Source organism: uncultured Turicimonas sp. (assembly GCF_902477955.1).
Classification (GTDB): domain Bacteria; phylum Pseudomonadota; class Gammaproteobacteria; order Burkholderiales; family Burkholderiaceae_F; genus Turicimonas.
The window spans coordinates 1-10,830 of the sequence record NZ_CABSJB010000061.1; the positions used below are offsets into that span (position 1 = coordinate 1).

Here is a 10,830-nt window from a genome sequence, read left to right on the forward strand (position 1 = left end):
GACGACGGATTTGACTCGCCGCTTTCACAGTATCGGGATTGAGAATTTAAACGTGCGCGGTATGATGAAAAACCGTCATTTGTCCAGAGCAGTTGCCGACATGAGTTTTTACGAGTTTCGCAGACAGCTGCAATACAAAACAGCAATGCGGGGCGGCCAGGTAGTAGTTGCGGATAGGTTCTACCCAAGCAGCAAGACTTGTTCTGTTTGCGGCTATAAGCTCGAATCCTTGCCTTTGTCGGTTCGCAAATGGAAATGCCCTGGTTGCGGAACAGACCATGACCGAGACCTTAATGCGGCGATTAATTTGAAGAATATGGCGGTGAGCTCCACCGTGACAGTCTGTGGAGAGGAAGGCTCTGGCTCGAGTCGAAAGACTAGAGTGAAACCGTCTTCGGAGAAGCAGGAAGCAAGCAGTGGATTTAATCAAAAATGATTAGGTTTGCATAGGTATTGCAGAACGGTTGATAGGTGCGGACACGATTCGATGTCTGAGGATCGATTAAAAAATGATTTATGGCAATTGCTGGTTAGAAATCCAAAACCGGGATTTGACCCAATTCCCTTATGGCTAGCAGACATGAACTTTGCTACAACCCCGTGCGTAATCGAAACAATCAAAAAACGGTTGGATCATCCAATCTTTGGCTATTTTGCACCCTCTGGAGAATATTACGAAGCAATCAAGAAATGGCAAAAAGACAGCTTCGGCGTAACGGATTTGTCAGAGCAAAACATTGGGTACAAAAACGGCGTCTTAGGAGGTGTCACAAGCGCCTTATCCGTCTTCACGGATCGGGGAGGAGCAGTCCTTGTTCACTCACCCATTTATTCTGTTTTTTTAACTCAGTTAAAACGAAATGGTTACGAGATTGTTTTGAGTGATTTGGTCGAAGATGAAGCTGGAGTTTGGCGAATGGATTTCGCTGATATGGAAAGAAAAATCCAACCACACAAAATCCATACTCTCCTTTTTTGTTCCCCTCATAACCCGACTGGCCGGGTATGGAACCGAGAGGAGCTGGAACGGTTATCAGATCTCTGTGAAAAATATGATATTTACGTTATCTGTGATGAGATCTGGGCTGATTTCACTTTATTCGGAAACCACCACATTCCGCGTCAAACTGTGTCTCCGACACTAAAAGAAAGGACAATGGCTTTTTACTCTCCGTCAAAGACCTTCAATTTAGCCGGTATCGTCGGTGCATACCATATTGTTTATAACCAGAGACTGCTGGATCGACTTTCTTGGCAGAGCTGCACGTCTCACTACAACGATATGAATGTTCTGACAATGCATGCACTAATAGGTGCTTACTCAGAGCAGGGAAGAGTCTGGCTAGATGAACTTAAGCAAGTTCTTGAAGAGAACGTTACTTATGCCACTTCTTTTATTCATCAAAATTTTGAGGGCGTCCGACTGGTTAAGCCTCAAGGCACATTCGTGATGTTGCTTGAATGTTCTCAATGGTGTCAAAAACATGGGGTAGCCATAGAAGAAGTTTTATTAAGAGGGGTTGAAGCCGGTGTTATTTGGAGAGACGGGAAGGCTTTCAATGTTCCATGCGGAATCAGAATGAACGTTGGGATTCCGTTTGCAAAGATGAAGGAAGTGTGCGACCGACTTCTCAAGTACGTTTTTATTTAATCCGGGAGATTGAAGACTAGTTGTCGGATTTGAGAAAATGGCTTGGACAAGCTCCGTAAAGATTCTTGAACTGAATGGAAAATGCCGATGCGTCCTTATAGCCGGCCAAAATTGCAGCTGATTTCACAGGAAACCCGTTCGCAATTTTTTCAAGAGCAAAGATAAGGTGCATCCGGTGTTTCCAATCTCGGAAGCTCATACCGGTAGCTCGGATAAAGTGACGGGTGAAGGTTCGTGGGGTCATATTTAATTTATTGGCTAGCTCTTGTGCACTAGTTGACCAGGCACGATGATAAAGTAAATCGTTGAGCGCTGAACGTAACGGTTCTTCTTCCGGCAGTAAGACGTCTGCGTTAAAAGCTTTTGTCTCTTGGACTAAAAGCAGAAGAAGGCGTCTCATTTCCTGCTTTGCCCCGGGGAATTGGTGCTGAAAAAGAGTTGCGATAAGTTCTCGAATTAGAGCAGTTGCAGCAAAGACCTTAATGCTTTTTGATTCAAAGATATCTTTGTATTCGCTCTTATCAAAATACAAAGAACGCATTTTAGTTGCCGATAGAAATGTAATTGAATGCTCTATGCCGGCCGGAATCCAAAGAGCCTGATAAGGAGCAATTATCCTTCTTCCTTGGCGAGTGGCGGCAAGCATTACGCCTTCGCAAGCATAGAGAAGTTGGGCTCGGGAATGTTTATGGGAGGGCCGCATTTCTCCGGCGATATAGTCTTTAGAGATGGATTGCCACTTGTCAGAGGTTTCGTTTTGCATTTTTGATTGTTCTGGTCAAGAACTAGGTTCGTTTTGTTATTTGGGTTTATCCAAGAGGTTGAGAGAGCACCTCTCTAAAAGTTCAAGTCAAGTCATCATTATATTTTTACAAGGAGTCGAAATGATAAAAAGTACCGATCACAACGATGCGATTATCCACCAAGAGTGGTGTTCTCCTTGCGGCTGGCTAGATTTAGCATCTATCGGGAACAGCCTTGTCATGAGCGATTGGGTGGAAGGTTGGCATCGTTTACCGACGTTAAGTCGTTTTCGTCGTTTGACAAAGAAAGAGTTTGAAGCCGGAACTTCTCCAGTTATTGAAAAAGCGAAAGCGCAGCTGAACGAATATTTTCAAGTCAAAAGGGAAGATTTTGATCTTCCGCTGGAATTTATAGGAACAGATTTCCAGAAACGAGTTTGGACTGCTCTTCTGCACATTCCCTTTGGTGAAACAAAGAGCTATGGTGAGATAGCTGCAACTGTGGGATGCCAAGCTTACCAGGCTGTCGGAGGGGCCGTTGGAGCTAATCCTCTCTCTATTATTGTTCCTTGTCACAGAGTTATTGGAGCGAACGGTAAGCTCACCGGCTATGGTGGGGGCTTTGAGGCTAAAACCTGGCTGTTATCACATGAACGTGCAAAGTTCTTTCCTTCTTGAGCTCAAGGATCTAGAAGAGACAACTGCGAATCCAAGGAAGTTTCAATGAGGACGGTTGAAAGTGGCACAGTAAATGGAGATACCTGACTTCCTCTCTGTAATAGCAGGATCAAATAAAAATGAACAAAATAAATCGAAATGTGATTGTAATGTTTGAGGTAAAGCTATTACCTGACAAAACAGATCTCTATCTCAAGGTAGCAGAAGAACTTAAACATCTTCTCAATGGGGAAGAAGGACTCGTCCGTACAGAAAGATTCGTCAGTTTGAAGGACGAAAACAAGCTTTTGTCTTTGAATGTCTGGAAAAGTGAAAAAGATGTTGACAGATGGAGAAACACAATAGAACATCGGATATCTCAGAAAGAAGGACGGTCTGAACTGTTCGAGAGTTACAGAATAACCGTTGCTAATGCAGTAAGGGAATACGGGAACAAAGAGCGGGAAGAGGCACTGGAAGATTCAAATAAATACTTTCTGGAAGAAAACGATGAAGGATGAGGCTTTCTTCTTTTATGGCGATAAGGAAATCAGTTTCCTTAAAGCCAGAGACAAGCGGCTAGGAGAGGTCATCGATAAAGTCGGCCACATTGAAAGAGAGGTTATTCCGGATTTATTTTCCGCGCTGGTCCACTCAATTGTCGGTCAACAGATTTCTACTAAGGCTCACTCCACAATTTGGCAGAGGATGACGAATGAACTTGGATATCCGCTGATTCCCACACATATTGCAGGTTTGGATAAAGAAACTTTACAAACCTTTGGCATTACCTTTAAGAAAGCGGAATATATCAAGGCAGCAGCTAAGAAGGTTGTGGACGGAGATTTAGACATTGAGAGGCTCAAGTCTTTGCAAGATAACGAAGTCTGCAAAGAATTGGTAAAGCTCGATGGAGTTGGAATTTGGACGGCAGAAATGCTATTAATTTTTTCAATGCAGCGTCCAAATATATTGAGCTTCGGTGACTTAGCCATCTTGAGAGGAATGCGGATGGTTTACCATCATCGACAAATCTCTAAAAAGCTTTTTGAAAAATATAAAAAGCGTTTGTCTCCTTACGCATCTGTGGCAGGTCTTTACTTTTGGGCGGTTGCTGGCGGAGCTGTCCCGGAAATGAAGGACTATGCACCTAAAAACTGCTCGCTGAAAACAAAGATAAATTTTGAAGTTTTGAGAGAATAAAGCTCCGCAACGTTGTCCGGTGAAAGTCAGGTTAGTTTGTAAAGAAGAAATAGAGTTTTTCAGCAAAGCTCATGAGTGCACCTGCAATTTTCAGGAAGAAAGGTGCAGCCTTCTTCATGCTCAACTGACTTTTTGAAGTCCTGAAAAATTAAAAATATTATTGCTGTCCTGCCAGAGATCAAAAAATCTGGTTCTAGATTGAGAATACCAAGCCGGATGCTTTAAGTACCACCTAACCGTATCATTCAGAGCGGCTTTTATTTCTTTTGGATTTTCAATCTGCAAAGGAATGAGTTCATTCTCCCAGCTGTTAGAAATTCCATTTTGAATCGCCGGGGCATCCAGTTCATCAATCAAAGCTTGATACTTTCCCATTGGAGGAGGAACTTCTGCATTGAGAACATCACAGATGGAGTTAGCAATCTCAAGCTGAGAAAGTTGGGAGCCCGGGGGAAGAAGACGGTAATGCTTTCCAAGCTCCCCGTTCTGTTCTATGTAAAGAAGGGCCGATACAACATCGTCCACGGAGACGAGAGGATCGTCAATAAGTGCTTCCGGAACGACCGGAATGCTTTCTCCTTCGATCGCACGGTAAATCATGAAAGGAGTGGGGCTGTCTGGTTGTTGGAATGGACCGAAAACCGAAGGAACGGATAAAGTTATTATAGGCAGCCCCTGTGAGGCGTAACCGTCAATCATCTGTACAGCTTTTTCTGAAAAACCATTTTTGCAGGTTCTGGTTGTCAGAAAAATAATCTTTTGCGCATTCTCAGGGTTCCGAACAAACCTGTTTCTCCAAAGAGTTAAGGAATCTAAGAAAGTCTTTAATCCCTCTAGAGCATCCTCCACAGACTTATTCCTGGGAGCTATCGTGACAAAGATTGTATCTACTGCAGCTGTAAGAAGCGCTTGACGGACTTCATCAGCATGGGAAACGTCGCAGCGGGCAAAAATATGGTGTGGCTTCTGCATCAAATCAGCGATATTGAGCAGATTCCCCGAACCCGAAAGGTTATCAAAATTATAAACCTGCCGATTTTCTTCAATAAGACGATAGGCGAGGTTGGTGCCAATGAAGCCGGCACCACCAAAAACTGCAACACGTTTCAAACTTGCACCTCATATTATTGGTTTCATTTTATTTAACCGTTGTCCAAATTAAAATTGGGATTTGTTATAGAGTAAAAATACTTAGTACTTACCGCCTATATCTTAATTTGTCAGTTTTAGGGGTTAAATGGAATTAAAACCTTTGACATTTGTCATTTATTTCATAATGTAAGAGCATAATTTCGCTATATTACAAATTTATTTAATATGACTAAATAAACTACCTATCCATGGAAATTACTAAGGATTGTGAGGTGGATAAATCACAGACTTATTTAGATTTTTCTTCACCCCTGTAAACAACACGGACAATACTACCAATAATTTTCAAGTTTTCATTTAACCAAATTAAGAATTGGTATACAAAATAACAAGGATTTACAGAATTGGTGCCATTTTTTAATTTGGGCCACGTTTTTCCTCAGACAAGAACATTTCGGTGCTATTTGTATATCATTGAAGCCTACTCAAACAAAGGAAAAAAATGATTAGATATTTAACAGCTATTACTGCCGCAGTTATTCTTTCTACAGGAGCTGCGGCTCAAAGCATCCAACTAAAGTCATTGCCGGCTGGTTCAAATCTTACATTTGTTGCACAAGCAAGTTCGGAAATTCCGAATGATCTGGCAGTGATGGTTTTTTCGGCTGTTTCTGAGAGTGAGGATCTTCCTACGGCTCAGTCAAATCTAAATGGGATCATGGCCGAGGCACAAAAGACTATCTCTGATTTTTCCTCTTTAGCAAAAATTCAAAATTACGGTTACTCCGCTTTTCCTGTCTATTCCAAGCCAAAAGCAGGGCAGGCCCCTGAAATTGTCGGTTGGAAAGCCGTCCAGCGTATCCAGGTTCAGACAGAAGATATTGAAGGAGTTCCTGCTCTAGTTCAAACTGCACAAAATGCCAAATTGGCTTTAGACAATATTAACTACGGCCTGACAAAGGCAACCAAAGAACTTACTCAGGAAAAATTAATTGGCATGGTTGTTGAAAACGTCAACAAAAAGGCAGCTAATGTTGCATTGGCCATGAAACTTCCGGTTGAAACTTTTTATATAGAAAAGCTTGAGTTTAACCAAGGTTTTGATTCTGCTCCAAGAAACTTCGCTGTGCGTTCCATGATGGCTGCTGATTCTTCTGCAGGGGTGACGATGCCGTCTTTCGAAGCGGGTACTTCAAATGTAGAGCTATCCGCACGGGCAAGTCTGAAAATTCTACCCGACAACCCACAGTAACCCGACTGCAAACCCGAATGATTAGTTGAAAATCGGTTAATTTTGCGTTTTTGTTTGCTCTTTGGCGCTCATGCACTAGGGTTTTTGACTAAAATAATCAAGATATGCACAAACAGTCGCAGAAGTTGATTGAATCTGCGGAAACTAATAAGGAGATTTATTCGTGAGACCAAATTCATCCCACCCCATTCTTGCTAAAGAAGGTTGGGGCATCATAGGCGCTTCAATTTTTGTGGCCCTTCTTGTTTGGCTCCTTTTCGGAGGATTTATATCCTTCCTTTGCTTTGTCCTGTTGGCCTTCGTTATTCAGTTCTTCAGAGATCCGCCCAGGGCAGTCAGCCAGACACCTCATGCTGTATTAGCCGGTGCTGACGGCAGAATCTGCAAGATTCAAAAATGTATTAACCCGTATACAGGCAAGGAAGAGATGCTCATCTCTACCTTCATGAATGTTTTCAATGTTCACTCAAACTACTGCCCCGTTGGCGGTAAAGTTGAAGCCATCGAATATATCCCCGGTTCTTTCGTTAACGCCGACCTGGACAAGGCCAGCGAACAAAATGAAAGAAACGCTGTTGTCGTCAAGTCCGATGAAGGTCCTGTTATCACTTTCGTGCAGATTGCCGGCTTGGTTGCACGCCGCATCATTTGCCATCTGCATGTTGGTGAAGAAGTTGAAAGAGGACAGAGATATGGTTTCATCCGTTTCGGATCCAGAGTTGACATCTATGTTCCTTTGAATTCAGAAGTTTTAGTTTTCGTAGGACAGAAGGTCAGAGCCACTGATACAGTGATCGCCCTTTTGAATCCGGAAAAATTAGAAGAACCGGTCCAAGGTCAGCCTGTCCCTGAATTAGAAGCTTCTGAAAAAGTTGAAATCCCGGTTGCTCAACCGGCTCAAACAGCTGAAAAACAGGAGGCATAAATGCCCACACCAAGCGATAAGATGAAAGCCGCTCGCTCGAGAAGACGTTTAAATCTAGCTCCTAGACCCCGTATCACTCCTCAGGCTATTGTCAAGGAAAGAATTGACACGGTAAAGAAGAAGGGGATCTATCTTCTTCCGAACTTATTTACTCTTTCCAGCCTTTTTTCGGGCTTTTTCGCAGTAGTCGTAGCAATCCAAGGAGATTTCGAGAAAGCTGCTATTGCCATTTTCGTCTCCATGGTGTTGGACGGATGCGACGGACGCGTAGCGCGTTTGACTCATACTTCCAGCCAATTTGGTGTTGAATTCGACTCCTTAGCAGATATGTGTGCATTCGGCATGGCACCGGCTTTAGTTATGTATCAGTGGTGTTTGCATGATCTCGGACGTCTGGGTTGGGCGGCTGCCTTTGTTTACTGTGCAGGTGCGGCTCTGAGACTGGCACGCTTCAACACTAATGTCGGTGTGGTCGATAAGAGCTTCTTCCAAGGTCTTCCTTCTCCGGCAGCGGCTGCTCTTGTGGCTGGCTTCGTTTGGCTTGCTGCTGATCAAAGAATTCCGGTTAATGCTGCATGGCTGCCTTGGCTCGCCTTGGTTATCACCGTTTATGCCGGCTTAACCATGGTTTGCAACGCTCCTTTCTATTCCGGAAAGAGCTTCCATTCCGGTAAGAGTGTTCCTTTCTGGGTTCTGATTGCTGCCGTAGTTGTTTTGTTTGTTGTAGCAAATGATCCTGCTTTGGTTGTATTTGTCCTCTTCTGCTGCTACGCGCTCAGCGGATTTATTTACCAGTTCTATCTTTGGTACACAGGGCAAGATAATCCGGTCAGACCCAAAGAAGATGAGATCGAATTAGACGAACCCGAAGAGCCTGTTGAGGCTCAAGATCGGCAATAATTAATTTGATCAAAGTTTGGCGCCCGAGTGGCGCCTTTTTATTTGCCAAAAACTACGATTTCTTTTCACACCTCAATATAATTGATAGGATTAGATACAACTCTAAGCCTATAAACCTTAAATTCAGAAGACCATATGAATACACCGGAAAAATTAATCATTTTTGATACCACTCTTCGAGACGGTGAGCAAAGCCCGGGCGCCACGATGGGGCAGGCAGACAAATTAAGAATTGCTAAACAATTGGAAAGAATGGGAGTAGACGTTATCGAAGCTGGTTTTGCAGCAAGTTCTCCCGGTGATTTCGCAGCTATTCAAGCTATTGCTCAGGTCGTTAAAAACTCAACAGTTTGTTCTTTGGCACGAGCAAACCTTAGAGATATCGAAAAGGCCGGCTTGGCTATTCAAGCCGCTCCCAGAAAGAGAATTCATACCTTTATTGCTACTTCTCCCCTGCATATGGAGAAAAAGCTCAATTTGCAGCCGGGCCAAGTAATTGAAGCTGCGGTTTCTGCGATCCGTGAGGCTAAAAAATACACGGACGATATCGAATTCTCCTGCGAAGATGCCTCCAGATCTGAGCCTGAATTTTTATATCGAATCATTGAGGCGGCTATCAGAGAGGGAGCAAACACGATTAACATTCCGGATACCGTCGGATATGCCGTTCCATCCGTTTTCGGAGAATTTATAAAGAATCTGAGAGAGCATGTGTACAACTCAGATCAAGCTATTTGGTCTGTTCACTGTCATAATGATCTCGGTTTAGCGGTGGCTAATTCTCTCTCCGGAGTCCACTTCGGAGGCGCTCGCCAAATTGAATGTTCTATCAACGGTCTGGGCGAAAGAGCAGGCAATTGCGCTTTGGAAGAAGTTGTAATGGCCGTTAAGACCAGAAAAGATTTCTTTAACCTCGGCTGCTATATCGATACAAGACAACTGGTTCCAGCTTCTAAGTTGGTTTCTTCTATCACAGGATTCCCGATTCAGCCGAACAAGGCCATCGTTGGTGCCAATGCGTTCTCTCATGCTTCCGGTATTCACCAAGACGGTGTTTTAAAAGCTAGAGACACTTACGAAATCATGACGGCTGAGGAAGTTGGCTGGAATACCAACAAGCTTGTTCTCGGCAAATTGTCAGGTAGATCTGCCTTCCGTCAGCGCGTAAGAGAACTCGGTATTCCTACAAAGAGTGAAGAAGAAATTAATGAAGCTTTTGCTCGTTTTAAAGAGCTCGCAGATAAAAAGACGGATATTTTTGATGAAGATATTCAATCGTTATTTGATGAGCAATACACAGAGCAACAAAACATTAAGTTTGTTTCTTTGAAGCAGGCTAGTGAAACCGGCAAGCGCCCGTATGCAGAGATTGTTTATCTGGAAAATGGTGTAGAACGTCACGGACAAGCCGAAGGAAACGGTCCGGTCGATGCTACTTTCAATGCGATTGAAAGCTGTGCGAAGAGCGGAGCAGAACTTCTTCTTTACTCCGTGAATGCTTTGACTCTTGGAACCCAGGCCCAGGGGGAAGTTACAGTTCGATTGTCATTTGGCGGCAGAATGGTCAACGGCAATGGAGCTGACCCGGATATTTTAGCAGCTTCGGCTAAAGCCTATCTGGATGCATTGAATAAACTCAATGTTGTAAGAGAGAAGAAGAATCCGCAATTCGGAAACGATGCGGCAGCGGTCTAATTTCTTGTGATTTCAATTCAACACGGCACATGAAAGTTCGAACTTTTATGTGCCGCTTCCTTTACAGCGGAGCTGAAGACGCGCTGTTGATTTTCTAAATGCCTTTCCCAAGATTCTTTTATCAATAAAGAATTTTTTATCAGAAAGGCCCGTAAAAGGGGCTGTTGCAAAATTCATTATGCAAAGAAGAATTTTTCAGCCCCTTCTTAATTATTTAGAAGTAATAAATATAAGAATTAATTCTTTGATCTAAAAGCAAATTGAGGGTGCCGACCCTTCTGTTGCTTTGGCAAGAGCAACAATGAAATTACTCGCCATATATATCAATTTGACGTTTTAGAGGACCTCTTTCTTTTCTGTTGTCCTCACTGTCCAAAAATGTGGATAACTTTGGACGTATTAATGGGAGTTCTTTGAAGGCTTGATTTTGGAAACTACTAAAAAAATAAAAGTAGAACAATCAATTACCGTAAAAAAGCGATATAAAAAAGGGATGTTTTGCATTCGAAAAAATCGAATTTTGCAACATCCCCATATAAGGGCCGAATCTAAAATTTTTTTCAGTCAGGCGTATTCTGCTGTTCAATGTACTGGTTGATAATCGAAGTAGGGGAGCCTCCACAACTTGCAATGAAATAAGAGGGCGACCAGAGAGTAGTTGACCATAATTGACTACGAATGGAGCGATATTTCTTTTTTCTAATAAGACGGC

12 protein-coding genes are annotated in these 10,830 nt (G+C 43.1%); 9 read left to right on the top strand and 3 right to left on the bottom strand.

Annotated elements, in window-relative coordinates; all coding sequences use genetic code 11:
• Together RDK53_RS11825 and RDK53_RS11830 are read left to right on the top strand one after the other, a co-directional pair.
• On the top strand, positions 1 to 436 hold a 436-nt coding region (locus RDK53_RS11825; protein WP_308515124.1), incomplete at its 5' end, for an RNA-guided endonuclease TnpB family protein.
• A 51-nt stretch (positions 437 to 487) separates the two neighbouring features.
• A complete protein-coding gene (locus tag RDK53_RS11830) occupies positions 488 to 1,651 on the top strand; it encodes an aminotransferase class I/II-fold pyridoxal phosphate-dependent enzyme (RefSeq protein WP_308515126.1) in 1,164 nt (387 codons plus the stop codon).
• A gap of 16 nt (positions 1,652 to 1,667) precedes the next feature.
• On the opposite strand, the gene RDK53_RS11835 is transcribed toward RDK53_RS11830, so the two are convergent.
• Positions 1,668 to 2,414, bottom strand: a complete 747-nt coding sequence (locus tag RDK53_RS11835; RefSeq protein ID WP_308515128.1) for a helix-turn-helix transcriptional regulator — start codon at positions 2,412 to 2,414, stop codon at positions 1,668 to 1,670.
• Positions 2,415 to 2,535: 121 nt separating this feature from the next.
• On the opposite strand from RDK53_RS11835, the gene RDK53_RS11840 reads away from it, so the two are divergent.
• The 3 genes from RDK53_RS11840 to RDK53_RS11850 all read left to right on the top strand — a co-directional run bounded on the left by RDK53_RS11840 (position 2,536) and on the right by RDK53_RS11850 (position 4,254).
• Positions 2,536 to 3,072, top strand: coding sequence for a methylated-DNA--[protein]-cysteine S-methyltransferase (locus tag RDK53_RS11840; protein ID WP_308515130.1), 537 nt, complete (start codon positions 2,536 to 2,538; stop codon positions 3,070 to 3,072).
• A gap of 119 nt (positions 3,073 to 3,191) precedes the next feature.
• Entirely contained in the window at positions 3,192 to 3,572 is a 381-nt protein-coding gene (locus RDK53_RS11845; protein ID WP_308515132.1) for an antibiotic biosynthesis monooxygenase family protein, read from the top strand.
• Positions 3,562 to 4,254 carry a DNA-3-methyladenine glycosylase 2 family protein gene (locus tag RDK53_RS11850; protein WP_308515134.1) on the top strand — a complete coding sequence of 231 codons (693 nt, stop codon included), beginning with the start codon at positions 3,562 to 3,564 and terminating at the stop codon, positions 4,252 to 4,254. Before RDK53_RS11845 ends, RDK53_RS11850 begins: the two co-directional genes overlap by 11 nt.
• A gap of 120 nt (positions 4,255 to 4,374) precedes the next feature.
• Here the strand turns inward: RDK53_RS11850 and RDK53_RS11855 are convergent, their stop codons facing one another.
• The gene (locus tag RDK53_RS11855) at positions 4,375 to 5,364 is read right to left on the bottom strand and encodes an NAD(P)-dependent oxidoreductase (protein WP_308515136.1); all 990 of its coding nucleotides are present in this window, start codon (positions 5,362 to 5,364) and stop codon (positions 4,375 to 4,377) included.
• Between the two features lie 484 nt (positions 5,365 to 5,848).
• On the opposite strand from RDK53_RS11855, the gene RDK53_RS11860 reads away from it, so the two are divergent.
• The 4 genes from RDK53_RS11860 (at position 5,849) to RDK53_RS11875 (ending at position 10,118) form a co-directional block, all read left to right on the top strand.
• Positions 5,849 to 6,598, top strand: coding sequence for an SIMPL domain-containing protein (locus tag RDK53_RS11860; protein WP_308515138.1), 750 nt, complete (start codon positions 5,849 to 5,851; stop codon positions 6,596 to 6,598).
• A 163-nt stretch (positions 6,599 to 6,761) separates the two neighbouring features.
• Positions 6,762 to 7,523: a phosphatidylserine decarboxylase gene (locus tag RDK53_RS11865; RefSeq protein WP_277036556.1), complete on the top strand. Its 762-nt coding sequence runs from the start codon at positions 6,762 to 6,764 to the stop codon at positions 7,521 to 7,523.
• A gap of 21 nt (positions 7,524 to 7,544) precedes the next feature.
• On the top strand, positions 7,545 to 8,423 hold the full coding sequence (gene pssA, locus RDK53_RS11870; RefSeq protein ID WP_308515141.1) for a CDP-diacylglycerol--serine O-phosphatidyltransferase: 879 nt from the start codon (positions 7,545 to 7,547) through the stop codon (positions 8,421 to 8,423).
• 135 nt (positions 8,424 to 8,558) lie between these two features.
• The gene (locus RDK53_RS11875; RefSeq protein WP_066592093.1) at positions 8,559 to 10,118 is read left to right on the top strand and encodes a 2-isopropylmalate synthase; all 1,560 of its coding nucleotides are present in this window, start codon (positions 8,559 to 8,561) and stop codon (positions 10,116 to 10,118) included.
• A gap of 560 nt (positions 10,119 to 10,678) precedes the next feature.
• On the opposite strand, the gene RDK53_RS11880 is transcribed toward RDK53_RS11875, so the two are convergent.
• Positions 10,679 to 10,822 carry a transposase gene (locus RDK53_RS11880; protein WP_374041587.1) on the bottom strand — a complete coding sequence of 48 codons (144 nt, stop codon included), beginning with the start codon at positions 10,820 to 10,822 and terminating at the stop codon, positions 10,679 to 10,681.
• Positions 10,823 to 10,830 lie beyond the last annotated feature (8 nt).

Bases quoted from the DNA above. Each gene is read 5' to 3' on its own strand.
- RDK53_RS11830 (WP_308515126.1), top strand. From the start codon at position 488: ATGTCTGAGGATCGATTAAAAAATGATTTATGGCAATTGCTGGTTAGA.
- RDK53_RS11835 (WP_308515128.1), bottom strand. From the start codon at position 2,414: ATGCAAAACGAAACCTCTGACAAGTGGCAATCCATCTCTAAAGACTAT.
- RDK53_RS11840 (WP_308515130.1), top strand. From the start codon at position 2,536: ATGATAAAAAGTACCGATCACAACGATGCGATTATCCACCAAGAGTGG.
- RDK53_RS11845 (WP_308515132.1), top strand. From the start codon at position 3,192: ATGAACAAAATAAATCGAAATGTGATTGTAATGTTTGAGGTAAAGCTA.
- RDK53_RS11850 (WP_308515134.1), top strand. From the start codon at position 3,562: ATGAAGGATGAGGCTTTCTTCTTTTATGGCGATAAGGAAATCAGTTTC.
- RDK53_RS11860 (WP_308515138.1), top strand. From the start codon at position 5,849: ATGATTAGATATTTAACAGCTATTACTGCCGCAGTTATTCTTTCTACA.
- pssA (WP_308515141.1), top strand. From the start codon at position 7,545: ATGAAAGCCGCTCGCTCGAGAAGACGTTTAAATCTAGCTCCTAGACCC.
- RDK53_RS11875 (WP_066592093.1), top strand. From the start codon at position 8,559: ATGAATACACCGGAAAAATTAATCATTTTTGATACCACTCTTCGAGAC.